This window comes from Pseudomonas sp. GW823-FHT06B06 (genome assembly GCF_058795195.1).
In genome coordinates, this window is sequence record NZ_JBXAHO010000019.1 from 107268 (window position 1) to 130500 (window position 23233).

Here is a 23233-nt window from a genome sequence, read left to right on the forward strand (position 1 = left end):
CTCCTTAAGCTGACTCGCGTTCCCAGATGTACAAGGTGGCCGGTGCCGGCTCCCAGATCCTGGCGTTCTCAATGCCCGGCAGGCTCGACAGCGCCTGGTATTCCGAGGCCATGGCGACGTAGTCGTCGGTCTCGGCGAGGATCGCCGGCTTGCAGGCAATCGGGTCGCGGATCACCGCAAAGCCGTTGCGAGTACCAATGGCGAAGGTGAAGAAACCGTCGAGGTCCTCCAGTGCATGGTCCAGTGCCTCTTTCAACGAATCGCCCTGCTGCAGGCGCCATGTCAGATAACCGGCGGCCACTTCGGTGTCGTTGTCGGTTTCGAACTGGATGCCTTCACGCTTGAGTTCCTGGCGCAGGCGGAAGTGGTTGGACAGCGAGCCGTTGTGCACCAGGCACAGGTCGGCACCGGTGGAAAACGGGTGGCTGCCTTCCAGGGTCACCGCGCTTTCGGTGGCCATGCGGGTGTGGCCGATGATGTGGCTACCCTGCATGCCGGCCAGGCCAAAGCGCTGGGAAATCTCTTGGGGCAAGCCCATGCCCTTGAGGATCTCGATGCTCTGCCCGGCGCTCATGATGCACACGCCCGGCGCCAGTTCGGCGAGGGCCAGGCGCACTGGAGTTTCTTCTGCGTGGATTTTCAATACCGCGGCGCTGGCGTTCTGGAACCAGTCCAGCGAGCAGCCGAGACGACCTTCCAGATCGCCCATCAGGGCCGGCCAATCGAAGCTTTCGTGGGTTGCCTGCAGGGTCAGCTTGACCCAGCCAGCCGCCACTTCATCGCCATAAATGGCGAAGCCGGCGCTGTCCGGGCCACGGTCGGTCATAGCCTGCAACATCGGCTCGAACAGTTGGCCCAGCCGGGATTCCAGCTGCGGGTTTTTCAGGTAAAGACCTACGATTCCACACATGACAACAGTCCTCACTACGTTCGGCAGCCGCAAGTTTCAAGCTGCGAGATGGTTCGTTTTTGCGCGTCTGCTAGCGCTTAGAAAAATTCGGTGTAGCGCGCGACTTCCCAGTCACTCACATGGCGGCTGTACTCCACCCACTCCATGCGCTTGAGCTTGATGAACTCGCCCACGATCTGCGGGCCCAGCACTTCGGCGAACAACGGGTCGGCCTCCAGCGCATCGCAGGCTTCCTTGAGCGATTGCGGCAAGGTCTTGATGCCGCGCGCGGCGATCTGCGCAAGGCTCAGGCTGTAGAGGTTTTCGTTGCAGACGTGGTCGATTTCCAATTGGCGGTCGATGCCGTCCAGGCCCGCCGCGATGATCGCGGCGCTGACCAGATAGGGGTTGCAGCCGGCATCCGGCAAGCGAAATTCCAGGCGGCCGTAAGGCACCCGGACCATTGCCGAACGGTTATTGGCGCCGAAGGCAATAAACGCCGGCGCCCAGGTAGCGCCGGACAACGAATTGCCCACCACCAGACGCTTGTAGGAGTTGACCGTGGGCGCGGCGAAGGCACACAGCGCCGGGCCATGGGCAAGTAGACCGGCAGCGAAGTGATAGGCCATTTTCGACAGGCCCATGCCGCTCGGGTCGCTGGCGTCGTGGAACAGATTCCTGTTCTCGGCGCTGCTGATCGACAGGTGAAAGTGCATGCCGTTGCCGGCGCGCTTCGGGTCGGGCTTGGGCATGAATGAACAGATCATGCCCAGGTCATTGGCGATCTCGCCGGCGGCCATGCGAAAGAAGGTGAAGCGATCCGCCGAGGTCATGGCATCGCTGTAGGTGTAGTTGATCTCGAACTGGCCGTTGGCGTCTTCGTGATCGATTTGATAGACCTCGAAATCCACTGCCTGCAAGGCCTCGGTCAAGCGTTCAAGGAACACTCGGGAGCGCGACAGGCCCTTGTAGTCGTAGCAAGGCTTGTCCAGGTTGTCGCTCAGGTCGACCAGCTGCAACTTGCCCTGTTCGTCGCGGCGCATCAGGTTGAACTCCGGCTCCAGACCGGTGTTGAGGGTCCAGCCCTTGTCCTCCAGCCGCCGGATCTGCTGCTGCAATACATAACGGCTGTCATAGGGATGCGGTTTGCCATCGACATGCCCGACGCACACTACCCGGCCATACCCCGGCTGCCAGGGCACGGGCGTCAGTGTGGCCAGGTCGCCGCGGGCCATGAAGTCCGGACCGTGGGGCTCCATGCCCATGCCACTGATCGCGAACCCGGCAAAACCGGCGCCCTCTTCGGCCACCGTCTTGAGCCCACAGATCGGCACCGACTTGGTCTTGGCCGCACCATGGATATCGACAAACTGCGCAAGCACGTACTTGATGCCGTGCTTGTCGATGATGCGCTGGGTTTCTGCTGGCAACATTGCTCGTCACTCCTCGCGAAAGGCAAATCTCTAGTGGGTTGGCCCTGACTTTCCATTTATTCCTGAAAAGAAAGTTTGTTTCCCAATAGGAATGCAAGGCCCTTGCCAGATTCGCGACGGGTGCGTGATAAACCCTGTTGTGCTGTTTATATGGGAAAAATCTTTTCCCCATGGGAATATTGGCTGATGGATGTGTTGCGGACGACGCAACTTGCACTTTCTCAGTGCGAAACTAATATTACTGAACGGAAAGTGTGCAGACGACTATGCCAACCGAAACCGCCCCTCGCCTCAAGCTCGAGCAATACCTGGGCTTGCAGATCAAGCGCCAGCGCCAGGCCCAGGACCTGAAATTGTCCGATGTGGCGAAAATCGCCGATATCAGCCAGGGCATGCTGAGCAAGATCGAAAACGCCCAGGTCTCCACCAGCCTCGACACCCTCAGCCGCCTGTGTGACGTGCTGGGCTTGCCGCTATCGAAATTGTTCAGTGAGTACGACCAGCAGGACGGCAGCGCACTCTTGGTCAAGGCCGACCAAGGCATGGAGGTGGTGCGCCGGGGGACAGAGAAAGGCCACACCTACCATTTGCTTAACCACACTCGTGGGCCCAAGAAGAGTTTCGAGGCCTACATGGTGAGCATGGATGACGCCAGCGAAGAATTTCCAACCTTCTCCCACCCCGGCACCGAGTTTTTGCATTTGCTTGAAGGCGAGCTGATTTATCGCCACGGCAATCAGCTGTATCGCATGGAGGCTGGGGACAGCCTGACCTTCGAGGGCGAAATTCCCCATGGCCCTGAGGCGTTGGTGCAGGTGCCGATCCGGATGTTGTCGATCATGAACTACGGCAGCGACAAAGAGTGATTTAAGCCACATCCAAAATCAAACCGGTCACCCGCCTCGCTTTGGCTGTTGCTGTTGCTGTTGCTTTGGCTCTAGATCCACCCGCCCATCGGGAGGCTGAGCGGAGGTGTTCATCCGGGGATTGGCGCGCAGCGCCGTTCGACGCAGTCGAACACGCTGCATGTAGGTGCAGCGAAGCCAACCGGAGGGCAGTGTCCCCGGATGGATACCGGAGCGAAGGAACGCCGAGCCTCAGCGAGGGGCCGGACGCCGGGGCAAGACTTTTTGGTTCCTTTTGTGGCGTTTGACAAAAGGGACTCGCCGTAAGGGCGAAACCATAAGCCGCCGTTACCGCAGCAATGGATATGTACACAGTTCAACAAAACACAGGTCGGCTCTCAGGCCGCCTTCGCTGCGATGCGGCGGCCCGACAGGCCAGCTCCCACAGTGGATCGAATACAGCCGCGCCGGCAAGGCGGATCGCCGCACCGCTGGCGCCTACAAGTCTTAACATGTGCGACTGCAAAAAAATCCCGCCCGGAATGCTCCGGGCAGGATTTATTGAATCGCACAACCTCACACCATTCAGGCAATCGGAATCAACGGATCCGCCGCCGCCCAAGCGCTTTTTCGATCAGCCGCCGGCGGATAAATCCACACCGTGTTGATCTGCGTCTTCAACGACTTGCCTTCTTGGCGCGTCAGCTTGACCTGACGATCCCAACCTTCGGTGTAGACCGCCCCCCAAGCCCCCAAGTCCAGGCAAGTCACATATTTGGGCTGGCTGTACGGCGTCGGGTCCACACCGAGGATCTGCGCGGCAACGTTATTGCCGGCATGACGGCCCAGCACAATGGCGTGCTGGCAGGTCATCAGCGCATGGTTGCCGATGTCATCGCTGGCCGCATAGGCCACGTCGCCAGTGGCGAAGATGTCTGGCTGACCAATGACTTGCAGGTGCGCGTCGACGTGCAGGCGGCCAAGGTGGTCGCGTTCGGCAGGGATCTGCTCGGTCAGCGAGCTGGCACGCACGCCGGTGGTCCAGATGACCGTTTTGGCGTCGATGCGCCGGCCGTCGGACAAGGTCACGCCGTTTTCATCGACAGCGACAACCGAAGCCTTGAGCTGCCATTTCACCCCGGTTTCCTCGCTGGCTTCGGCAATTTTCTCGGCGATTTCCGGGCCCATGGAGCCGCCTACCTTGTCACCGCGATCGACGATGATCACGTTGATGTCCGCACCCTCACCCAGGATGTCGCGCAAACGGGTCGGCATTTCAGTGGCCGTTTCGATGCCGGTGAAGCCACCGCCAGCCACCACGACCGTGTTGCGTGCCTGACTCTGCGGCTGGTTGACCAGGGATTTGAGGTGGGCTTCCAGGCGTATGGCCTGTTCGATCTGATCGACGTCGAACGCATATTCGGCCACACCCGGGGTGTCAGGCAGTGCGAGACGGCTGCCAGTGGCCAGAACGAGTTTGTCGTAGATGCAGACCTGTTTTTCGCCCTGGGCATCGATGTAGCCCACGCGCTTTTGCTCGACGTCGATGGTCTCGGCAGCCCCCTTGATGAACTTGACGCCCACCGCATCGAACAGCTCGCCGATGGGAGCCGCCAGCTGGTGGGCGTTCGGCTCGTAGAAGCGTGGACGTACGCGCAGTTCGGCCTGGGGCGCCAGCACCGTTACGTCAACGTCATTGTGACCGTGGATATCGAACAGGCGGGTGGCGCTCAAGGCGCTCCACATGCCACCGAAACCTGCGCCAATTACCAGGATGCGTTGTTTCATTTTTAACTCCAGGGGAAAAAACCAGGCAGTGAATTGGGTTAAGGGGTCTGGAGGTCGGCACCCGCTCCCTGCTGAAAGCGTCTTCCGCTCCCGACCTCACAACTACGACTTTATTGATCGTAGTTAATTCGAGCAAGCTGTTTTTCTCAATGGTTCGAATCGATGCCATCGATAGACTTGTCACACCACGCCAAATCCGCGTTCTTGAGGGGCTTTCCAGGACCTGGAGAAAAATTCCAGATCGTTGCCTCGCTAAGGGTCAACTGCTAATATTTACGACAACATTAGTCGGAGATCGCTATGTCTCTTTACAGCGCGGGCGTCGAGTACGGCATTCATTGCCTGATATTCCTGGTGGGCAATGGTGGTGAGACCCGCGAGGCGAGCGTGCGTGACCTGGCAGAGCTGCAAGGGGTGCCACTGGACTACCTGGCGAAAATCTTCACCAAACTGGCCAAGGCAAAACTGGTGGTCGCCACCGAAGGCGTGCGTGGGGGATTCAAGCTGGCGCGGCCGGCCGATGAGATCAGCCTGCTGGACATCGTCAATGCGATCGACGGGCGCAAGGCCATTTTCGAATGCCGGGAAATTCGCGGTCGCTGCGCGTTGTTCGAGGGCGAGGTTCCCGCGTGGGCGCTGGACGGCCCTTGCTCAGTGCATGGCGCCATGCTGATCGCGCAGAAGCGCATGGAGGAAGCCCTCGCCCAGCAGACCATACTGGACATCGCCAGAAAGGTCGGGCGTAAGGCGCCTGCGCAGTTCAATGCGCAGGTCGACAGCTGGATGAGTGAGCGCAGGGAAAAGAAAGGCACCGCCGGTGCCCAGGCCGATCAACTGATCCAGGTCACCGAGATCAAAGGCTGATCCCTACAGGCAGTCGCGCACAGCCTGGCGCATCGCGCCTGACTTTGCCCAGGGCGGCCCCTGGTACAGTGAGACCCGGCTGCCGTCCTTGTACTTCACGATATCCAGCACTTCATCGGCCGTTATGATGCTCGGCGCGGTGATCCTGTAGCCGTTGGATATCGATGTCTGGCTTGTCTTGGGGATCTCCTTTTGCCAGGCCGGCAATACGCACGCCGCTACCTCCTTGGGAATCTTATCGCTCGGTTTGTTGTAGTTCGGCTCTCCCGGCACCAGGGACGCAGGCAACGAACATCCCGCCAACAACGCCATCACCACTCCCCCCATCAACATTCGACTCATGAAGCGTCCTTAAACCTGAAAAAATAAAATGTAGCCTGTTGCCGCGCTAACAGCCATTTTGTTGCATCGAGCCTCAGGGGCTGATGCTGTGATTGCCGCTGTCCGGGTAGGAGCGCTCGTTCAAAAAGCTTGTCCATCGTTCGAAGGCTTCGTGTTGCCATTGACTGACCCGCTCCCATTCCGGCCCGCTGAACTGGTGCTCGGAGATGAGTTTCATCATTTCACTGGTGGCCGCATCCAAGTCGGCTTTCAGTTCCCGGGCATGCGCCCTGAAGTCATCGGTTGTCGTCATTTTGAACGGACCCTGCCCTGGTAAAATGTCGGCACTTCACTACGACAGCGGATTTTGCGAAACGCGCAAATTTCCCGACCAATGGAAGCCCTTTGGCATCAGACGAACACAACGCCGCTCCGCGCGAATGGGTCTAAAATTTCGTAGCACAACGTTACGGGAGATCATCATGTGGCTCAACGAACATGAACAAGCGCTTCGGCGTGACCTGCAAGGGCTTGCATCGGACCTGAGATGGTCGGCGGTGGAGCTGTTGCGCATCGCCGAACAATTGCGCCTGACGGGGAACGATGTCGATGCGGAAGCCGTGAAGCGGCTGTGCGATCTGTTCCAGGGCGATGAACAACGCCTGTCAGGCTATGCCGAAGAAGTGAAAGCCAAGATCATCAGTCGAAACAAGGCTGTTTAGCGGGAGTCAGGCCGTGAACAGGTCCGTCTACACGCTTGCCACACTGATCACGGTGCTGGCGGGCTGCAGCACCGATTCCCATGTCTATCGGGATCAGCCGCTGGTGGCGAAGGTCGAGACAGGCATGAGCAAGGAGCAAGTCGAGCAAATCGGCGGCCCACCCCTGTCGATCTCCGACCGTACGGTCGAGCCCGGCACCTGTTTCGACTACAACCTGAGCCAGCCAGGTCATCAGCAACGGTACAACGTCAGCTTCGATGGCCAGGGCAAGGTCGATCATAAAAGCTTCATGACGTGTGCCGAATGGAGCCATGCGCAGCAAAAGGCCAGGGAACCGTCCCGCAGCAGCGGCGGTGGAGGCTATTGAGCCGCTAACAATTGCACCGTGACTCGATCAGCCACCTCCCCCGGTACCCAACCCTTCCAGATCTGCGGCTGGTCACGCAGGAAAGCTTCTGCCACCTGACGCGGTTGCAGGCGCTTTTCGCTCATCTGGCCCAGGGTATGGTTGAGCAGATCAATTGGCAGGTCGACCTTCTCGAAGAACGCCACCAGGTCCGGATACTGCGCCTTGAAAGGCGCGGACACACCAATCGCCAGGCTGGCCGGCATCGACCGTGTGCCCTTTGGATGCGGGTTGTTGGCGTCGGCCAGGGTCTTCCAGGCTTCGGCGTCGAACGCCGGCTCGTCGAGTTTCACCAGCTTGAAACGCCCCAACAGCGGCGTCGGCGACCAGTAGTAGAACAGCACCGGTTTGCCCCGACGGATCGAGGAAGCCACCTCGGCATCCAGTGCCGCACCCGACCCTGTGCGGAAGTTGACGAAGCTGTCGGCCAAGTCATAGGCCTTGAGTTTCTGACTGTTGACGATCTCCGATGTCCAGCCGGTTGGGCTGTTGAGGAAGCGTCCACGACTGGGGTCTTCCGGGTCGCGGAACACGTCCTTGTAGCGGGCCAGGTCGGCGACGGATTTCAGTTCCGGGGCCAGGGGCTTGATACCCCGTTCTGGGTCGCCCTTGATCACGTATTCCGGTACCCACCAACCTTCGGTGGCGCCCTTGACCGTGTCGCCCAGGCCGAACACTTTGCCTTCGGACGCGGCCTTGACCCACGCCGGACTGCGCCCGGCCCACTCTTCGCCGATCACCTGGATATCGTTCCTGGCCAAGGCCGCTTCGAGGCTGACAGTGCTGCCCGGCAAGGTATCTGTCGGGTAGCCGTAACCTTTCTCGACGATCACTCGAAGGATTTCGGTGATGAGGCTGCCGCTTTCCCAGGTGATGTCACCAAAGTGAATCGGGACGTTTTTGTCCGCCGCGGGAACCTGGGCCGAGATAAGGCTCAGGGCCAGCAGTGAACTGCCGAGCAGGGTTTTGAACGATCTCATGCGGACCTCCGGGTCAGGGCATTCAAGGGTTGGTTGGCGCTGTGCCGGTTACACTGGGCTTGGGAGCGAGTCATGTAGTCGCTGACCGAGCGTTGGGAAATGCCCAGGCGGGCGGCAATTTGCGGGTAGGTCAGGCCGTCGATCCGCGACATCAGGAAGGTGGCCCGAACCTTGCCCGGCAAGCGTTCAAGCGTGCGCTCGATCCCCTGTAACGCCTGGATCAATTGCACCTGCCCTTCGGGCGAGAGTGCTTCTTGTTGCTGATCCACGTGTTGCACCTGTTCAAGGTGCTGGCGTTCCAGATCGCGACGGCGCCAGAGCTGAAAGATCAACCGATGGGCAATGGTGGTGAGCAAGGCGCGAGGTTCGCGGATCGGGGTCAGTCCCGGCGATTCGAGTAGCTGTAGAAAGGACTCGGCAGCGATGTCTTCGACGCTGGGGCTGGCCCCCAGATACCGGCGCAGCCGTGCGCAGAGCCAAGCGTAATGCGCGCGGAATAATCCGCCCACGTGGTCAAGATGGGAAAGGTCGGTGCCGGACATAGAGGCTCCAAAGGTCAGGGGTCGCTGAATGTCCGGTGATCCGGTGCGGCGATCCTAACAAGGAGCCTTATTCATTAATAATACTTAAAAAGAATTTTCATATTCCATAAAGGAATTTCACCGCAATCGTCCGAATCCCAGATCCTCGGCCTCTCTCTGGTAGTCGAGAACGATTTGATAGTCGCTATCGGTAGCGGGCAGGATCGCTTGCAAACCAAGGATTTCAGCGACGCCAGGCTCCTGCAACACCTGGTTCATCACCTGCCGAATGTGCCCAGCCTGTTGTTCGGTGACGGTGGTCGCGGTGATGAACGGCAATGTCGGACTGAATGCACTGCGATCGACGATCCGCAGGCCGGCCACTTCTTCTTTGGCATGTCGCGCCAGGTAGGCAAAGGTCACGCTGTCGATGGCCGCCAGGTCCGCTTTACCCTCACGCAACCATCGCAGGCTTTCGCGGTGGCTGCCGCTGATACCGACATCTGCAAAAAAACGCCCGTCTTGATGCAGCGGCGCCAGTCGGTGACGCAGCAGGTTCATGCCGCTGTTGGAGTCTTCGCCATTGATCACACCGCGGCTGTCACGAAAGGCCGGCAAGCTGCGCCGTGGATCATCGGCGCGACCCAGCAACAGGCTGCAATGATTGCCGCCACTGGCGTCCGGCAGCTCATAACGAGGACGCCCGATGATTCGCACCCGACCGCGCAATGCCGTCATCAACGGATAGCCGCAGGTCTGCGTCAGCAGCAAGTGCGGGGACAGCCACAGGTCCATCAGCGAAAGCCCTTCGGCACTGCGGCGCGTGGCCCCCAATCGCTCGAGGATGCGGCTCAGCCAACGCTCGTTGGCCTGGCGCACCGGTTCGGGGGCGACGTACATCAGTAATTCAGCGAGTTGCCGTGTCATCGAAAAACTTCCCATGCATCGTAATTCCAATAGTGGGAGCGAGCCTGCTCGCGAAGAGGCCAGCACACTCAACACTGATGTTGCCTGACGCAGCGCTTTCGCGAACAGGCGCGCTCCCACAGGGGACCTCATTCGCAATCAGTGGAACGGATGCCGCGGGCTATCGATGGCCTTTACCCCGTGCCGACGCCATAACTGGCCATAACCCTGCACCAGGAACCCGCCGCTGCGCGCCAGCCATTGCTCGCGACGCGCGTGGTAAGCGCGGGGCAAGTCGTACCAGGCCAGCCCCGGCAAATCGTGATGCACCAGGTGCAGGTTGAGGTTCAGGAACAGCCAGCGCCACGGCCAGGCGGCCTCATTGATGACTGTCCTTTGCTCGGGCTCGGCATGGGGTCGGTGTTCATAGTAGGAGCGGATCATCGCAATCGATAGCGCCGGCACGCTGACCAGCAACAGGTAATGCCAGATCGGCAGCACACTGTAGCGGCCGATAAACAACAGCATCAGCAGGGTCACCGTGCCGTGGCTGAGCCACATCGACCAGGCCTGTCGCTCACCGGTCTTCAGGCGCTGCACCTCGTCCCAAGCCAACGCCAACAAGGCCAGCGGAGCCCCAAGGAGAAAACGACCCAACACGGTTTTGTTCAGCCAGTGCAGGCCTCGTTCGAACAGTGAACTGCCCTGCCATTGCGCAGCGCTCAGGTAACGGCTTTCAGGATCGCGGCCAGGCAGGGTCAGGTCTTCGTCGCGGTGATGCAACAAATGGCTGTCGCGATACAGGGTGTAGGGGTACCAGACGGCGAACGGCGCGTAGCCGAGGATCTTGTTCAGCGCTGCCCAGCGGGTGGGATGGCCATGAAGCAATTCGTGCTGCACCGACAACCAGAGCACCAGTAACGGGATCAACAACAATGTGCTCCACCACAGGCCCAACCCACCACTGCCCAGTACGATGGCGAACCAGCCAGCGTACACGCCGAACAGCAGCAACCACGTCGGCCACTCGGTGCGAGCGGTCAGGCGTTGGCGCAAGGTTTCGATTTCTACACGGTGGGCGCTATCGAAGTAATGGGGCATGGCGTTGCTCAGATCGGGGACCAATCCCCTTCTGTGCAACGGCGTCGGGTTTTCTTGCAGATTATTGTGATTGTCGAACCGACCGTAGGAGCGATGGGCCAACGCGCTTGTGATCGTTCCCACGCTCTGCGTGGGAATGCATCCTGTGACGCTCCGCGTCACCGTTGCGCAGGGCTCAAGTTACGCGTCGTCAGTGGAACGCGGAGCGTCCTTGGCGGCATTCCCACGCAGAGCGTGGGAACGATCACACAGGGGCAATCACGTGGCTTGCTGATTACGCGGCTTGCCTGGACGCGCCTTGTAGCCAGGCAGCGCCGCCGCAAAGGCCAGCGCCTCTTCGCGACTGGCAAATGAGCCAAGCCGGTCACCTTGGGTGCAGACCCGCCACGGGCCGTTGTTCACACTGAGTACGTCGTAGCCGTTCATGTGCATCTTGTTCAACATCGGAACGCTCATAGTCACCTCCATCTTGGCAGTGATCACAGGGTTGACTTCCCTACCTTACACCCCCCTGCCGCGAAGATGCCGACCGGACGTCGAGTCAGCACACGGCAGCGCGATTGCACTTTTAGACACGCCTGCCGCTCAAAATGTCCAGGAAACATGCAATGGGTTGCGGCCCAAATATTGCATTTTTGTTACTGTTTTATGACATTCCGGATTGAAAGAGCCCATGAAAGTACGTGCAACCGTCATTTGCGAGCAGGACCGGCACATACTCCTGGTGCGCAAACCCAGGAGTCGCTGGATGTTGCCCGGAGGCAAGGTGGAGCGCGGCGAGACCGCGCAGGATGCCGCGGCGCGCGAATTGCTGGAGGAAACCGGGCTGGGTGCCGACGATATGCTGTACCTGATGGAACTGGAAACAGGCGGCACCCGTCACCATGTCTACGAAGCATCGTTGCCGAATCCGGAGCAGGCACGGCCGCAAAACGAAATTTTCGATTGCCTCTGGTACCCGCTGAATGCGGTGCACAACCTGAACCCAAGCGACGCCACGCTGCGGATCATCAAAGCGTTTCAACGTCGCCTGTAGTTCACGCGCTTCAGCCTTGGTCGCCGCCGCCCACTGGCATGATCATGCCGGTGATGTAGGACGCTTCATCGCTGGCCAGGAACAGAATGGCTGCTGCCTGTTCATCCAGCGTGCCGTAGCGCTTCATCAAGCTGCTGTCGAGGGTCTGATCGACGATCTGTTGGTACCAGACCTTCTCTTGCTCACTCTGCTCGGCACTGTTACGCGGGATAACCCGTGGCGGGGCTTCGGTGCCGCCCGGCGCAGTGGCGTTGACTCGCACCCCGCGTCCAGCGGTTTCGAACGCCAGGCAGGCGGTCAGCGCATTCACCCCGCCCTTCGCTGCGCCGTAGGGCACACGGTTGACGCTGCGGGTGGCGATCGACGATACGTTGACGATCGCGCCACTGCCCTGCTGCAACATGTACGGCAATGCCGCATGACAGCACCACAGGGTTGGAAACAGCGAACGGCGAACCTCGGCCTCGATCTGCGACGCCTCGTAATGCTCGAATGGCTTGGCCCAGATGGTCCCGCCGACGTTATTGACCAGCACATCGAGTCGACCGAAACGCTCGACGGCGCTTTGCATGACCCGGTTGCATTCCTCGTATTGCTCAAGGTCGGCGGTCAGGGCCAGGACCTGGCTGTCCTTCGCCAACTGCTGCTGAACCTCGAACACCAGCTCGGAGCGATCGACCAGGATCAGCTTCGCGCCTTCAGCGGCCATGCGTTCGGCCACGCGCCGACCGATGCCCTGGGCGGCGCCGGTGATCAGCGCGACTTTTTCGTGGAATCTGTTCATGGAGGGAAACCTCACGCCGCGCTGGCAGCGAATTTTTCGTAGTAGAAATTCGCTGGATTGATGCCTTGCTCGCCGATGTACTTGCTCACCGCTTCAACCATCGGCGGTGGGCCGCACAGGTACACGTCGACGTCGCCATCGTTCAAATGCCTGGGTTCGATGTGCTGGGTCACGTAGCCCTTGAGCGGGTGCTGGCTGTCGGGACTGGCCACGCAGGCACTGTAGGTGAAGTTGGGGATGCGCGCGGCGAAGGCTTCCAGGCGATCGAGTTCCACCAGGTCGAAATCGTTGGTCACACCGTAGATCAGGTGCAACGGGTGTTCGCTGCCCTGCTCGGCGATCTTCTCCAGCATCGCGGTGAACGGCGCCAACCCGGTGCCGCCCGCCAGCAGCAACAAGGGTCGACGGATATCACGCAGGTAAAAACTGCCCAGGGGGCCTGCCAGGCTCATGCTGTCGCCAGCCTTGGCCATGCCGGTGAGGAAGCTGCTCATCAGGCCGCCAGGCACGTTGCGGATCAGGAAGCTGACTTCGCCGTCGCGCTGCAACGAGCTGAACGAATAGGCGCGGGTCTGCTCGCTGCCGGGAATGCCCAGGTTCACATACTGGCCTGGCAGGAACGCCAGTTTGCTCAAGGACTCGCCCTTGATCGACAACGCGATGGTGCTGTCGGACAACTGGCGCACCGCACTGATGGTTGCGTCGTAGCTGGCCTGGCGGGTGCGGCAGACTTCCGAGGACGTCGGCACCCGCACCACGCAATCGCTCTTGGCGCGCATCTGGCAGGTCAGGACAAAGCCTTGCGCGGCCTCATCAGGGCTGAGGGCGTCTTCGATGTATTCCTCACCCAGATCGTAGCTGCCCGCCTCGGCAAAGCACTTGCAGGTGCCGCAGGCGCCGTCGCGGCAGTCCAGCGGGATATTGATGCCCTGGCGGTACGCGGCATCGGCCACGGTCTCGCCGGCGTTGGCGTCGATGAAACGAGTGACGCCGTCTTCGAAATTGAACGCAATGGAATGGGTCATGACGGCTGCCTCACAAGTGGTAAACATCGATGACCTGACGAACGTAGTCGTTCTTCAGGATCACTTTCTTGGCCTTGATCAAGGGGTTTTCACCGCGCACATCAAGGGTGTAGAAACTGCTGCCGAAATAGCTGTCGACGGTCTTGTAGCGAAAGCTCAGGGTGTGCCAGTTGAAGCGCACCTTGCACATTCCGTCGGCTTGCTCGAGCAGTTCGATGTTGCTGATGTTGTGGGACGTGCGGGTGTCCGGCACGCTGGCGCTGGAGCGCTCGGTCTTGATGCGGAAGATGCGGTCTTCAAGGCCGGTGCGGTTGCCGTACCAGATCAGCGAGATTTCCCGCTGTGGGTCTTCGGTCAGCTCATCGTTGTCGTCCCAGGACGGCATCCAGTACGTCGCGTCGGGGGCGTACAGTTCCAGCCACTCATCCCACTGGCGGTCGTCGAGGTAGCGTGCTTCGCGGTAGAGGAAATCACGTACCGCTTCATAGGAAATGGTCATTGCACGTCCTCCACGGCGATCAGTTTCGACTGCTCGGCAGCCAGGGCCTTGAGCATGGTCTGCTGCCAGTACTTGTGTTGCAGCACGAACAGGCCTTCGTCTTCGGTACGCACGCCGCTGAGCAGCGGATGCAGGTCAATTTCCTTGGCCGCCTCGTCGGCACCTTCGATCCAGTGCTCGGCGCCACGGGACATGTCGTTCCAGGTGGTGACGCTGCCCTGGTAGCTGGTCTGGCAGGAACGGAACTCTTCCAGATCGTCCGGCGTGGCCATGCCGCTGACGTTGAAGAAGTCTTCGTACTGACGAATCCGGCTCGAACGCGCGTGGTCGCTTTCGCCTTTGGGGGCGATGCAATAGATGGTGATTTCCGTGCGGTTGACCGAGATCGGCCGGGCGATACGGATCTGCGAGCTGAACTGGTCCATCAGGTACACGTTGGGGTACAGGCACAGGTTGCGCGAGTTCTCGATCATCCAGTCGGCGCGGGCCTTGCCGAAGTCCTGGGCGAGTTCGTCGCGACGTTCGTACAGTGGACGATCCTCGGGGTTGGCCCAGCGGGTCCAGAGCAACATGTGGCCCTTGTCGAAGGAATAGAAACCACCGCCCTGCTTGGCCCAGCTCCCGGCGCTCATGGTCGGGTTCTCGTCACCGGCCTCGCGCTGTTTGCGCTGGTTCTGGGTGGCGGCGTAGTTCCAGTGCACGGAGCTGACGTGGTAACCGTCGGCACCGTTTTCGGCGGTGAGTTTCCAGTTGCCTTCGTAGATATAAGTGGACGAACCGCGCAGCACTTCCAGGCCGTCGGTGGACTGGTCGACGATCATGTCGATGATCTTCGCCGACTCGCCCAGGTGCTCGACCAGCGGCACCACATCGGCCTTGAGGCTGCCGAACAGGAAACCGCGATAGGACTCGAAGCGCGCGACTTTGGTCAGGTCATGGGAGCCTTCGCAGTTGAAGCTGCTCGGGTAGCCCGCGTTAGCCGGGTCCTTGACCTTGAGCAGCTTGCCGGAGTTGTTGAACGTCCAGCCGTGGAACGGGCAGGTGTAGGAGCTTTTGTTGCCGGACTTGTGCCGGCACAGGGTCGCGCCGCGATGACTGCAGGCGTTGATGAAGGCGTTGAGCACACCGTCCTTGTTGCGCGCGATGAAGATCGACTGGCGCCCCATGGTGGTGGTGTAGAAATCGTTTACGTTGGGGATCTGGCTTTCGTGCGCCAGATACAGCCAGTTGCCTTCGAAGATGTGTTCCATCTCCAGATCGAACAGGCGCGGATCGGTAAACATCTCGCGCTTGCAGCGATAGATACCCTGCTCTGGATCGTCTTCAAGCAGGGACTCAAGGTATTCAGGTCGCAGGGTCATGGCCGCCGCCTCCATTGTTATTGTTCAGGCAAGGCTCATGCTAGGACGGGGCAATGGGGGGGACTATCCGCGGGGTGCAGACCTTTATCCGTTTTTTGCAGGGGGCTGGTGTTGTGTCAGCGCCACCAATGTTGACAGTACCGCCCTCTTCGCGAGCAGGCTCGCTCCCACAGGAACAACGCGATCCAATGTGGGAGCGAGCCTGCTCGCGATGGCGTCAGGGCAGGCAACATCAATGTGTCGGGATCAGTGGCGGCGCTTGAGGGTATCCGATGGCAGCTCGCCGAACTGCTTGCGGTAGCTGTCGGAGAAGCGTCCCAGGTGCAGGAAGCCGTAGTCCATCGCGACCTCGGTAACGTTGCGCACGTTGCAGGTCGGGTCGCGCAGGCAGGCATTGATGCGTTCCAGGCGTTTCTGGCGGATGTAGTTTTTTGGCGTGGTGCACGCGTTGCGTTCGAACAGGCCATACAACGAGCGCAGGCTCATGCTGGCATGGCGCGCCAGCTCTTCGCTGTCGATGTCCTGCTTGAGATTTTTGGCAATGTAGTCGGCAATCGCTTCGAACGAGGCAGCCTGGGAGCCGATTTCGAGGCGGCTGACGTTGGTCTTCATCAGGCTGAGCATCTTGCTGACGATGATTTGCGCGTAATGTTCCTGCACCCGGGGAATCTGCTCGGTGGCCTCGGCCTCCTGGCAAATCATTGCCAGCAGGTTGACGAAGCCTTCCAGCTCATTGAGCTGGTAACGGTTCTCGAGAAACCGCACGCCCTGCCCCGGATAGCGCCAGCGCTGCTCGTTGCAGACGGACTCGAACAGGGACGTGGGAACCTTGAGGATGAATTTTTCGCAATCGTCAGAGTAGGTCAAATCGACCGGATCGTCAGGATTGATCAGCAGCAACTCGCCGGGAGCAAAGTAGTGTTCCTGGCCATGGCCGCGCCACAGGCAATTGCCGCGCAACAGCACTTGCAGGTGGTAGATGGTTTCCAGCGCGCCCGAAGTGACGCGAACGCTGCCGCCATAGCTGATACGGCACAGGTCCAGGCTGGCGAATTTGCGGTGATTGAGACTGGCCAGGGGGTGCCCGGCACGAGGCATCAGGATGCAATGATTACCGACATGCTGATTGACATAACCTGACACCGCGTACGGGTCGGCATGGTCGAATATGGTGCTGCGCTGACTCAGCAGTTGCGCTTGCATCATCGGGTCACTCTCGTTGTTGTTATAGGGTGTATCTAGTCATTCTAGGGCAGTACTGGCAGCAGTGTGTCATTGGACTGACCTGTGGGCCGTTTCAAAATATAACCTGTAGGAGCGAGCATGCTCGCGATGGGCTTGAGGACGCCGCAGGGCATCAGGGCCCCAGCGTCATCGTTAGCGACCATCGCGAGCAAGCTCGCTCCTACAGTGAATCAGGACAATCAGTCCTCCAGTGCACGAACCCGCTCGTGGCGCTGCTGCTCTTCGGGCTGTGCCGACGACTGCAGGGTGAAATCGAATTCGATTTCGGCAAAGCGACCGCTGACACCGTACTGCGCTGCACGCGCCTGATCATCGCTGAAGGTAATTTTGGCGATCAGCTCGTCACGGGTGGCGTAGGCGAAATCGTCGTGCAGGTATTTTTCGCCGTCCAGGTTGATCTGGGTGGTCAGGTGACGATGGTCCGGTGCGGAGATGAAGAAGTGCACGTGCGCCGGGCGCTGGCCGTGACGGCCCAATTGATCGAGCAGTTGCTGGGTCGGACCGTCCGGTGGGCAGCCGTAGCCCGACGGCACGATGCTGCGGAAACGGTAGCGGCCTTCGGCGTCAGTGACGATGCGGCGACGCAGGTTGAATTCCGACTGAGAAGCATCGAAGTACGAGTAGGTGCCGCCAGTGTTGGCGTGCCACACATCAACAATGGCGCCAGCCAGGGGTTCGCCAGCGGTGTTGAACACCCGGCCTTGCATGAACAGGGTCACACCCGGATCGACGCCGTCATCCAGACGCGCTTCGCCTTGCGACAGCGGTGCACCGGCGACGTACAGCGGGCCTTCGATGGTGCGTGGCGTGCCACCGGATTTACCGGCCTGCTCGTCTTCGGCGTCCATCAGCAGGTCGAGGTAGTGCTCCAGGCCCAGGCCAGCCACCACCAGTCCAGCCTCCTGGCGCGCGCCCAGCACGTTGAGGTAGTTGACCGCTTTCCAGAACTCTTCCGGGGTCACGGCGAGGTCTTCGATGATGTTCACCGAATCGCGCAGGATGCGGTAGATCAGGGCTTTGGTCCGTGGATCGCCGGCATCGTTGTGCAGGCCGCTGGCTTCTTCGAGAAATTTCTGGACTTCGGCAGTGTGGGAAATCTTGACGTTCATTTTATAGGTTCCTCATCTTGTAATTATTGGCATGGCGAGCTGAACGGGCTGGGTTCAGCGGTCATCCTCGCGAATCGACGAAGGATGCCGGCACATCGCGGTGACTTCGATCGCCATGTACGGATACAGCGGCAGTTGCATGAGCAAATCGTGCAGTTCCTGGACGCTGTCGACATCGAACACGCTGTAATTGGCGTAAAGCCCGGCGATGCGCCACAGGTGACGCCACTTGCCTTGGTCCTGCAGGCGCTGGGCCAGGGCTTTTTCGTCGGCCTTGAGCTGCGCGGCGCGTTCGGGGTTCATGTCGACCGGCAAATTCACGGTCATCTTTACGTGGAACAGCATAATGCTCTCCTCAGGCTTGATGAATGGTGGATGTCTTGTCGCGGCGGAAAAACGCCAGGCGTTCTTCGTCCAGGTTCAGGCCCAGACCCGGGGTCTTGGGCACATGCAGCTCGAAATCGCGATAAACCAGCGGTTCGCTGAGAATGTCTTCGGTCAGCAGCAGCGGGCCGAACAGCTCGGTGTCCCACGCCAGTTTGTTCAGGGTGACAAAGGCTTGGGCCGAAGCCATGGTGCCAATTCCGCCTTCGAGCATGGTGCCGCCGTACAGGGCGATACCGGCCGCTTCGGCAATGGACGCGGTGCGCAGCACGGCGCGCGGGCCACCATTCTTGGCGATCTTCAGGGCAAACACCGAGGCTGCGCCTTCGCGGGCCAGGTTGAACGCGTCTTCCACGCACTCGATGGACTCGTCGGCCATGATTGGCGCCGGGCTCATGGCATTCAGGCGGGTCATGCCAGCGCGGTTGTTGCGCGAAATCGGCTGTTCGATCAGGTCGATGCCATTGGTGCCGAGGATGCGGCAGGCACGCAACGCGACGGCTTCGTCCCACGCCTGATTGACGTCGACCCGCACGCTGGCGCGATCGCCGAGGGCTTTCTTGATCGCAATCACGTGGGCCAGGTCGCGATTGACCTCGCCAGCACCGATTTTCAGCTTGAAGATGCGGTGGCGGCGCAGGTCGAGCATTTTTTCCGCTTCGGCGATGTCCTTTTCGGTGTCGCCGCTGGCCAGGGTCCAGGCCACGGGCAGCGAGTCACGCACGCGGCCGCCCAGCAACTCGCTGACCGGCAGGCCAAGGCGCTTGCCCTGGGCGTCGAGCAGTGCGGTTTCGATACCGGACTTGGCGAAGGTATTGCCACGGATACTGCGCTCCAGGCGCAACATCGCGGCATTGACATTGCCGCTGTCCTGGCCGATCAACAGCGGGGCGAAATGCTTGTCGATGTTGGTCTTGATGCTGTCAGGGCTTTCGTTGCCATAGGCCAGGCCACCGATGGTGGTAGCTTCGCCGATGCCTTCGATGCCATCGGCGCAGCGCACGCGAATGACCACCAGGGTCTGGTTCTGCATGGTGTGCATCGCCAGCTTGTGCGGGCGGATGGTCGGCAGATCGACGATGATCGTCTCGATCGATTCAATGGCTGTAGCAAGCATTTCGATACCCGTCAGGTTCTTGAAGTTCTGGAGCTGATTCTCATACGGCTTTTTCCGGGCGGCCAATATAGAATTGGTCTGGCTTGATACCCTGAAGGTATACAAGCGCTCGACATCCGGAGGCTCCATGGAACTGCGTCACCTGCGTTACTTTCAGGTGTTGGCTCAAACCCTTAATTTCACCCGCGCCGCCGAACGCCTGCACATCGCCCAGCCGCCCTTGAGCCGGCAGATCCAGCAGTTGGAAGATGAACTGGGGGTGATGCTGCTCGAGCGTGGCCGACCGTTGAAGCTGACCGACGCCGGGCGTTTTTTCCATGAGCATTCCACCGCCCTCCTCGACCAGTTGCACAAGGTCTGCGACAACACCCGACGCATCGGCCTGGGGGAAAAGACCTGGCTGGGCATCGGCTTTGCGCCTTCGACGCTGTACGGCGTGCTGCCGGAACTGATTCGCCGCTTGCGCAGCGGCGAACCGCTGGAACTGGAACTCGGGCTGTCGGAGATGACCACACTGCAGCAGGTACAGGCGCTCAAGGCCGGGCGCATCGACGTCGGCTTCGGCCGCATCCGCATCGACGACCCGGCCATCGTCCAGACCGTGCTCACCGAAGACCGACTGGTGGCCGCCCTGCCCGCCGGTCACCCGCTGCTGGCCGGGCCCGTCAGCCTGCGCGACCTGGCCAAAGAGCCGTTCGTGCTGTACCCCGGCAACCCCCGCCCCAGCTATGCCGACCACGTGATCGCGCTGTTCGAATCCTATGGGGTGAGCATCCATATTGCGCAATGGACCAACGAGCTGCAGACGGCGATCGGGTTGGTGGGTGCCGGGATAGGGATCACGCTGGTGCCGGCCTCGGTGCAATTGCTGCACCGCGACGACATCGGTTTCACCCCGCTGCTGGAAGACAACGCCACCTCACCGATCATTCTCAGTCGGCGGGTGGGCGACGTTTCACCGGGGTTGAACCATTGCTTGCGGATGATCGACGAGTTGCTGCCACAAACAATCACGCCCCTGTAGGAGCTGCCGCAGGCTGCGATCTTTTGACTTTTTCAAGAGCAAGATCAAAAGATCGCAGCCTGCGGCAGCTCCTACAGAGGCTCGGGAGTATTCAGCCAGCGAATGCCCGGCGCCCGGCTTCCATCTCGGTGCGCAATTCACCGATGAAGTCAGAGATGGTACGCACGCTGGTCAACTGCTCGGTCGATACACCGGCGATCAGCAGCTTGACTTCCCCGCTGGCGGGATCAAAAACCTCGATGCGCAGCAGCCCGCCGCTCTCCGTGCACTCGCAGGCCAGGGGCTCGAAACCGGACTCTACAATGTTGCAAAGGACTGAAATGGGTATCACGGCCGATGCCTCCGTGGCAGTTGAACGGGACGGACCCAATGAGGATAGATGCAATTTGCCGATTCCGCGCCAGTCGATACTGTTAACTGCCCCGCATTTTCGGCCTTTGCTCAATGGCTATTGTCTTTCCAGATCCAGTTCCAGATCCCCGGCAACTGCGCCGGCTGTGAACTGTCGCGCAACGTACGCGCCATGGCGGCCCGTTGCAGCGCGGCGGTATCGTCATAAAACGCTATTGGGGCAGTCCTGACCCCCGTCGCCCGGGCACTGTCGAGAAGGATCTGCAGGTATTCACGGGTATGCCGCGCGGTGTAGCGATTGAGGTCGTGGAACGTCACCACCACCGGAATCACCCCGTCTACCACCGGCAGCTCGCCCCGGGCAATGCGCTCGCGAACCTCGGACATCGAGCGCAGCATATGCGCGCGGCGCCGGGGGCTGGCGTTGAAGCCCCAGATCTTGCCGTCATTGGCGCTCAGGTCGGTCAGCAGCACATGCAGGCCATGCTGCTGGTAAGCGGCGAAGGTGCGTTTGTCGTAGCTCCAGAATGGCGGGCGCAGCAGGGTCGGCGGCGCACCGGTGATCGCGGCGATGTCGGCGCACCCATCTGTGAGCGCCTGCTCCAGCTCTTGCGCGTTGAGCGAGCGATGATTGGTGTGCGAGGGCGTGGCCGTGTGGAAGGCCAGGACGTGCCCGGCATCGCGCTCGCGGTGCATGACCGCCCGCCCGATGTCACTGGCGCCAGCCCGCGAGGCACGGGTCTGCACGAAAAACACCGCCTTGATGCCGGGTTGCAGAGGATTGATCGCCAGGCTGTCGAGCACGGTCTCGGTCGGGTTCCAGAAACTCGAGGCGCTGGGGCCATCGTCGAAGGTCAGCAAAAAGCGGATCGGTGGTTGCGTGCGCAACGCCTGTTCGGTTTGCGGCGTCATTTCAATGGGTGCGGCGATACAGCCCAGCAGACTGGCTGCCATGGCGAGCACCGATAGAACCTTGATCAACTGTTTCATGTTTTGCCTTGAGCCAGACCCCACGACGGTGGGACGAGGTTGGATAAGGTACACAGTGTTTGGTTCCGCCGCTCCCCACACCTCTGTAGGAGCGAGCAGGGGTTGGGTCAACGCAAAGGATTTAGACATCTATGCTGAACACACCAGCCGGAGGGTTTTATCAATGTGCGGACGCTTGTCGCAATACCGGGGCATTCACGATTTCGTGGCGGTGCTGAGCATTCCCGACGCCTTGATCAACCACGTTGGCGATCAACCACTGGCTCGCTACAACGCTGCGCCCACCACCCAGCTGGCGCTGTTGCATCTGGAGAACGATGGCTTGCATGCCGATTCGCAGCGCTGGGGCTGGCGGCCGCACTGGGCGAAGGATCGTGCGGCGCCGATCAATGCGCGCGTCGAGAAAGTCGCCCACGGCCCGTTCTTTCGAGCCATCTGGCCCCATCGCGCTATCTGCCCGGTCGACAACTGGTTCGAATGGGTCGATGCCGGGGACGGCACGCGGCAACCCTGGCTGATTCGCCGACGTGACCAAGGGCCGGTCTTCTGTGCGGCAATCGGGCAGTTTCCGCAGGGTGGTGCAGCCCCCAGGGATGACGACGGCTTTGTCATCATCACGGCCGATAGCGCCGGCGGCATGCTGGACGTTCATGATCGCCGTCCGGTGGTGTTCAGCCCGGAGCTGGCCCGCGAATGGCTGGACCCGGCGACGCCCAGGGAGCGGGCCGAACAGATGGTGCTGCTACAGTGGGAAGGCAGTGATGCTTTTGAGTGGTACCGGGTCGATAAGGCTGTGGGCAACGTCAGGAATCAGGGGGCCGGGTTGATTGACGAATTGAAGGTATGAACACCCCTAAAACATGGCACTTTGATGCTCCTCACCGCTTGTCAGACAACGTCAGGGGCTTACATACATTTGCCAGAGCTGCGGCTAGGATTCGCGCCGTATTTCCAGTGGTATACCAAGTTGACCAAAGAGTCAGCAACAAAGGAAATTCCTTACATCAAGCCCTTGCAGAGAACTCAATTGCGCGACGATTTCACCAATAATCAAGTCGCGAGTCTGGCGTGCATTTATCTAACAAAGACAGAGCACTACCAACTCGACCATTTCATCGGGCAGTACATTCAGACCCGTAGCCTGCTTTCAATTCCCAATATCAAGCAAGTCCTGGGTTCAATCCTCGAACGCTATCCGGGTAAATCCCCGGTCATGGTCAACGAGTTGAATGCGTGGATCGACAGGAAGCTGGGTTATCGGGCCACTCATCCCGACTTTTCGCAGTTGCTGGAATAAGCTCGAAGCCCCCGCTCGATGCGTAATGCTGTTCACTTAGACATGGGGTTGAATAGGGATTGGGGGGGGGCATATCCATTGCTGCGGTAACGGCCTCCTATGGTTTCGCCCTTACGGCGACTCCCTTTTTCAGACGCCAAAAAGGAAGCAAAAGGCTTTGCCCCACCACTCGGTGCCTCGCTTAGGCTCGGCATGCCCTCTCTCCGGCATTGCTCCGTGGGTCGCCGCGATGGGC

General features: G+C 60.3%; 28 protein-coding genes. 8 read left to right on the forward strand and 20 right to left on the reverse strand.

What is annotated here, in order from left to right; genetic code table 11:
• Nucleotides 1–4: 4 nt before the first annotated feature.
• Together AC1Q8Q_RS18770 and glnT are read right to left on the reverse strand one after the other, a co-directional pair.
• Complete coding sequence (locus AC1Q8Q_RS18770) at nt 5–910, reverse strand: class II glutamine amidotransferase (protein ID WP_492615347.1); 906 nt, start codon at nt 908–910, stop codon at nt 5–7.
• 77 nt (nt 911–987) lie between these two features.
• Complete coding sequence (glnT, locus tag AC1Q8Q_RS18775; RefSeq protein ID WP_020801133.1) at nt 988–2322, reverse strand: type III glutamate--ammonia ligase; 1335 nt, start codon at nt 2320–2322, stop codon at nt 988–990.
• Between the two features lie 266 nt (nt 2323–2588).
• On the opposite strand from glnT, the gene AC1Q8Q_RS18780 reads away from it, so the two are divergent.
• Nucleotides 2589–3188: a helix-turn-helix domain-containing protein gene (locus tag AC1Q8Q_RS18780; RefSeq protein WP_020801132.1), complete on the forward strand. Its 600-nt coding sequence runs from the start codon at nt 2589–2591 to the stop codon at nt 3186–3188.
• 564 nt (nt 3189–3752) lie between these two features.
• Here AC1Q8Q_RS18780 and AC1Q8Q_RS18785 read toward each other — a convergent pair.
• A complete protein-coding gene (locus AC1Q8Q_RS18785) occupies nt 3753–4955 on the reverse strand; it encodes an NAD(P)/FAD-dependent oxidoreductase (protein WP_151142668.1) in 1203 nt (400 codons plus the stop codon).
• A 300-nt stretch (nt 4956–5255) separates the two neighbouring features.
• Between AC1Q8Q_RS18785 and AC1Q8Q_RS18790 the strand changes: the two genes are divergently transcribed.
• Nucleotides 5256–5819: an RrF2 family transcriptional regulator gene (locus AC1Q8Q_RS18790; RefSeq protein WP_020801384.1), complete on the forward strand. Its 564-nt coding sequence runs from the start codon at nt 5256–5258 to the stop codon at nt 5817–5819.
• Nucleotides 5820–5822: 3 nt separating this feature from the next.
• Here AC1Q8Q_RS18790 and AC1Q8Q_RS18795 read toward each other — a convergent pair whose 3' ends face one another.
• Both AC1Q8Q_RS18795 and AC1Q8Q_RS18800 read right to left on the reverse strand, forming a co-directional pair.
• Nucleotides 5823–6161 carry a hypothetical protein gene (locus tag AC1Q8Q_RS18795; protein WP_020801383.1) on the reverse strand — a complete coding sequence of 113 codons (339 nt, stop codon included), beginning with the start codon at nt 6159–6161 and terminating at the stop codon, nt 5823–5825.
• A gap of 73 nt (nt 6162–6234) precedes the next feature.
• Complete coding sequence (locus tag AC1Q8Q_RS18800) at nt 6235–6453, reverse strand: hypothetical protein (RefSeq protein ID WP_033044453.1); 219 nt, start codon at nt 6451–6453, stop codon at nt 6235–6237.
• A 169-nt stretch (nt 6454–6622) separates the two neighbouring features.
• On the opposite strand from AC1Q8Q_RS18800, the gene AC1Q8Q_RS18805 reads away from it, so the two are divergent.
• On the forward strand, nt 6623–6862 hold the full coding sequence (locus tag AC1Q8Q_RS18805) for a hypothetical protein (RefSeq protein ID WP_033044454.1): 240 nt from the start codon (nt 6623–6625) through the stop codon (nt 6860–6862).
• A gap of 13 nt (nt 6863–6875) precedes the next feature.
• Nucleotides 6876–7229 carry an osmotically-inducible lipoprotein OsmE gene (gene osmE / locus AC1Q8Q_RS18810; RefSeq protein WP_020801380.1) on the forward strand — a complete coding sequence of 118 codons (354 nt, stop codon included), beginning with the start codon at nt 6876–6878 and terminating at the stop codon, nt 7227–7229.
• On the opposite strand, the gene AC1Q8Q_RS18815 is transcribed toward osmE, so the two are convergent.
• The 5 genes from AC1Q8Q_RS18815 to AC1Q8Q_RS18835 form a co-directional block, all read right to left on the reverse strand.
• On the reverse strand, nt 7223–8248 hold the full coding sequence (locus AC1Q8Q_RS18815; protein WP_151142670.1) for an ABC transporter substrate-binding protein: 1026 nt from the start codon (nt 8246–8248) through the stop codon (nt 7223–7225). The two genes, osmE and AC1Q8Q_RS18815, sit on opposite strands and share 7 nt — an antisense overlap.
• A complete protein-coding gene (locus tag AC1Q8Q_RS18820; protein ID WP_033044456.1) occupies nt 8245–8790 on the reverse strand; it encodes a sigma-70 family RNA polymerase sigma factor in 546 nt (181 codons plus the stop codon). The genes AC1Q8Q_RS18815 and AC1Q8Q_RS18820 overlap by 4 nt, the downstream gene beginning before the upstream one ends.
• 117 nt (nt 8791–8907) lie before the next feature.
• Nucleotides 8908–9696, reverse strand: a complete 789-nt coding sequence (locus AC1Q8Q_RS18825) for a phosphate/phosphite/phosphonate ABC transporter substrate-binding protein (protein WP_492615348.1) — start codon at nt 9694–9696, stop codon at nt 8908–8910.
• Between the two features lie 138 nt (nt 9697–9834).
• Nucleotides 9835–10776: a fatty acid desaturase gene (locus AC1Q8Q_RS18830; RefSeq protein WP_151142672.1), complete on the reverse strand. Its 942-nt coding sequence runs from the start codon at nt 10774–10776 to the stop codon at nt 9835–9837.
• A 258-nt stretch (nt 10777–11034) separates the two neighbouring features.
• Nucleotides 11035–11232 carry a hypothetical protein gene (locus AC1Q8Q_RS18835; protein ID WP_020800178.1) on the reverse strand — a complete coding sequence of 66 codons (198 nt, stop codon included), beginning with the start codon at nt 11230–11232 and terminating at the stop codon, nt 11035–11037.
• A 217-nt stretch (nt 11233–11449) separates the two neighbouring features.
• On the opposite strand from AC1Q8Q_RS18835, the gene AC1Q8Q_RS18840 reads away from it, so the two are divergent.
• Nucleotides 11450–11812, forward strand: coding sequence for an NUDIX hydrolase (locus AC1Q8Q_RS18840; protein WP_492615349.1), 363 nt, complete (start codon nt 11450–11452; stop codon nt 11810–11812).
• Between the two features lie 10 nt (nt 11813–11822).
• On the opposite strand, the gene AC1Q8Q_RS18845 is transcribed toward AC1Q8Q_RS18840, so the two are convergent.
• The 8 genes from AC1Q8Q_RS18845 to AC1Q8Q_RS18880 form a co-directional block, all read right to left on the reverse strand.
• On the reverse strand, nt 11823–12596 hold the full coding sequence (locus tag AC1Q8Q_RS18845) for a 1,6-dihydroxycyclohexa-2,4-diene-1-carboxylate dehydrogenase (RefSeq protein ID WP_020800180.1): 774 nt from the start codon (nt 12594–12596) through the stop codon (nt 11823–11825).
• 11 nt (nt 12597–12607) lie between these two features.
• The gene (benC, locus tag AC1Q8Q_RS18850; protein ID WP_020800181.1) at nt 12608–13621 is read right to left on the reverse strand and encodes a benzoate 1,2-dioxygenase electron transfer component BenC; all 1014 of its coding nucleotides are present in this window, start codon (nt 13619–13621) and stop codon (nt 12608–12610) included.
• Nucleotides 13622–13631: 10 nt separating this feature from the next.
• Entirely contained in the window at nt 13632–14120 is a 489-nt protein-coding gene (gene benB / locus AC1Q8Q_RS18855; protein ID WP_033042204.1) for a benzoate 1,2-dioxygenase small subunit, read from the reverse strand.
• On the reverse strand, nt 14117–15481 hold the full coding sequence (gene benA, locus AC1Q8Q_RS18860) for a benzoate 1,2-dioxygenase large subunit (RefSeq protein WP_020800183.1): 1365 nt from the start codon (nt 15479–15481) through the stop codon (nt 14117–14119). Before benA ends, benB begins: the two co-directional genes overlap by 4 nt.
• Before the next feature lie 246 nt (nt 15482–15727).
• A complete protein-coding gene (locus tag AC1Q8Q_RS18865) occupies nt 15728–16687 on the reverse strand; it encodes an AraC family transcriptional regulator (protein WP_432668303.1) in 960 nt (319 codons plus the stop codon).
• A 218-nt stretch (nt 16688–16905) separates the two neighbouring features.
• Nucleotides 16906–17835: a catechol 1,2-dioxygenase gene (catA, locus tag AC1Q8Q_RS18870; RefSeq protein ID WP_020800186.1), complete on the reverse strand. Its 930-nt coding sequence runs from the start codon at nt 17833–17835 to the stop codon at nt 16906–16908.
• A gap of 54 nt (nt 17836–17889) precedes the next feature.
• Nucleotides 17890–18180: a muconolactone Delta-isomerase gene (gene catC, locus AC1Q8Q_RS18875; protein ID WP_008029082.1), complete on the reverse strand. Its 291-nt coding sequence runs from the start codon at nt 18178–18180 to the stop codon at nt 17890–17892.
• 10 nt (nt 18181–18190) lie between these two features.
• Nucleotides 18191–19336, reverse strand: a complete 1146-nt coding sequence (locus tag AC1Q8Q_RS18880) for a muconate cycloisomerase family protein (RefSeq protein ID WP_162276366.1) — start codon at nt 19334–19336, stop codon at nt 18191–18193.
• Between the two features lie 127 nt (nt 19337–19463).
• On the opposite strand from AC1Q8Q_RS18880, the gene AC1Q8Q_RS18885 reads away from it, so the two are divergent.
• On the forward strand, nt 19464–20360 hold the full coding sequence (locus AC1Q8Q_RS18885) for a LysR family transcriptional regulator (protein ID WP_033041574.1): 897 nt from the start codon (nt 19464–19466) through the stop codon (nt 20358–20360).
• Between the two features lie 91 nt (nt 20361–20451).
• Here the strand turns inward: AC1Q8Q_RS18885 and AC1Q8Q_RS18890 are convergent, their stop codons facing one another.
• Together AC1Q8Q_RS18890 and AC1Q8Q_RS18895 are read right to left on the reverse strand one after the other, a co-directional pair.
• Entirely contained in the window at nt 20452–20691 is a 240-nt protein-coding gene (locus AC1Q8Q_RS18890; protein ID WP_020801369.1) for a DUF1652 domain-containing protein, read from the reverse strand.
• A 110-nt stretch (nt 20692–20801) separates the two neighbouring features.
• Nucleotides 20802–21701, reverse strand: coding sequence for a polysaccharide deacetylase family protein (locus AC1Q8Q_RS18895; protein WP_492615350.1), 900 nt, complete (start codon nt 21699–21701; stop codon nt 20802–20804).
• A 163-nt stretch (nt 21702–21864) separates the two neighbouring features.
• Between AC1Q8Q_RS18895 and AC1Q8Q_RS18900 the strand changes: the two genes are divergently transcribed.
• Both AC1Q8Q_RS18900 and AC1Q8Q_RS18905 read left to right on the forward strand, forming a co-directional pair.
• Nucleotides 21865–22548 carry an SOS response-associated peptidase gene (locus AC1Q8Q_RS18900; RefSeq protein WP_492615351.1) on the forward strand — a complete coding sequence of 228 codons (684 nt, stop codon included), beginning with the start codon at nt 21865–21867 and terminating at the stop codon, nt 22546–22548.
• 180 nt (nt 22549–22728) lie between these two features.
• Nucleotides 22729–22998: a hypothetical protein gene (locus AC1Q8Q_RS18905; protein WP_033044701.1), complete on the forward strand. Its 270-nt coding sequence runs from the start codon at nt 22729–22731 to the stop codon at nt 22996–22998.
• The last annotated feature ends 235 nt before the right edge of the window (nt 22999–23233 follow it).

Bases quoted from the DNA above. Each gene is read 5' to 3' on its own strand.
- AC1Q8Q_RS18770 (WP_492615347.1), bottom strand. From the start codon at position 910: ATGTGTGGAATCGTAGGTCTTTACCTGAAAAACCCGCAGCTGGAATCC.
- glnT (WP_020801133.1), bottom strand. From the start codon at position 2,322: ATGTTGCCAGCAGAAACCCAGCGCATCATCGACAAGCACGGCATCAAG.
- AC1Q8Q_RS18780 (WP_020801132.1), top strand. From the start codon at position 2,589: ATGCCAACCGAAACCGCCCCTCGCCTCAAGCTCGAGCAATACCTGGGC.
- AC1Q8Q_RS18785 (WP_151142668.1), bottom strand. From the start codon at position 4,955: ATGAAACAACGCATCCTGGTAATTGGCGCAGGTTTCGGTGGCATGTGG.
- AC1Q8Q_RS18790 (WP_020801384.1), top strand. From the start codon at position 5,256: ATGTCTCTTTACAGCGCGGGCGTCGAGTACGGCATTCATTGCCTGATA.
- AC1Q8Q_RS18795 (WP_020801383.1), bottom strand. From the start codon at position 6,161: ATGAGTCGAATGTTGATGGGGGGAGTGGTGATGGCGTTGTTGGCGGGA.
- AC1Q8Q_RS18800 (WP_033044453.1), bottom strand. From the start codon at position 6,453: ATGACGACAACCGATGACTTCAGGGCGCATGCCCGGGAACTGAAAGCC.
- AC1Q8Q_RS18805 (WP_033044454.1), top strand. From the start codon at position 6,623: ATGTGGCTCAACGAACATGAACAAGCGCTTCGGCGTGACCTGCAAGGG.
- AC1Q8Q_RS18815 (WP_151142670.1), bottom strand. From the start codon at position 8,248: ATGAGATCGTTCAAAACCCTGCTCGGCAGTTCACTGCTGGCCCTGAGC.
- AC1Q8Q_RS18820 (WP_033044456.1), bottom strand. From the start codon at position 8,790: ATGTCCGGCACCGACCTTTCCCATCTTGACCACGTGGGCGGATTATTC.
- AC1Q8Q_RS18825 (WP_492615348.1), bottom strand. From the start codon at position 9,696: ATGACACGGCAACTCGCTGAATTACTGATGTACGTCGCCCCCGAACCG.
- AC1Q8Q_RS18830 (WP_151142672.1), bottom strand. From the start codon at position 10,776: ATGCCCCATTACTTCGATAGCGCCCACCGTGTAGAAATCGAAACCTTG.
- AC1Q8Q_RS18835 (WP_020800178.1), bottom strand. From the start codon at position 11,232: ATGAGCGTTCCGATGTTGAACAAGATGCACATGAACGGCTACGACGTA.
- AC1Q8Q_RS18840 (WP_492615349.1), top strand. From the start codon at position 11,450: ATGAAAGTACGTGCAACCGTCATTTGCGAGCAGGACCGGCACATACTC.
- AC1Q8Q_RS18845 (WP_020800180.1), bottom strand. From the start codon at position 12,596: ATGAACAGATTCCACGAAAAAGTCGCGCTGATCACCGGCGCCGCCCAG.
- benC (WP_020800181.1), bottom strand. From the start codon at position 13,621: ATGACCCATTCCATTGCGTTCAATTTCGAAGACGGCGTCACTCGTTTC.
- benB (WP_033042204.1), bottom strand. From the start codon at position 14,120: ATGACCATTTCCTATGAAGCGGTACGTGATTTCCTCTACCGCGAAGCA.
- benA (WP_020800183.1), bottom strand. From the start codon at position 15,481: ATGACCCTGCGACCTGAATACCTTGAGTCCCTGCTTGAAGACGATCCA.
- AC1Q8Q_RS18865 (WP_432668303.1), bottom strand. From the start codon at position 16,687: ATGATGCAAGCGCAACTGCTGAGTCAGCGCAGCACCATATTCGACCAT.
- catA (WP_020800186.1), bottom strand. From the start codon at position 17,835: ATGAACGTCAAGATTTCCCACACTGCCGAAGTCCAGAAATTTCTCGAA.
- catC (WP_008029082.1), bottom strand. From the start codon at position 18,180: ATGCTGTTCCACGTAAAGATGACCGTGAATTTGCCGGTCGACATGAAC.
- AC1Q8Q_RS18880 (WP_162276366.1), bottom strand. From the start codon at position 19,336: ATGCTTGCTACAGCCATTGAATCGATCGAGACGATCATCGTCGATCTG.
- AC1Q8Q_RS18885 (WP_033041574.1), top strand. From the start codon at position 19,464: ATGGAACTGCGTCACCTGCGTTACTTTCAGGTGTTGGCTCAAACCCTT.
- AC1Q8Q_RS18895 (WP_492615350.1), bottom strand. From the start codon at position 21,701: ATGAAACAGTTGATCAAGGTTCTATCGGTGCTCGCCATGGCAGCCAGT.
- AC1Q8Q_RS18900 (WP_492615351.1), top strand. From the start codon at position 21,865: ATGTGCGGACGCTTGTCGCAATACCGGGGCATTCACGATTTCGTGGCG.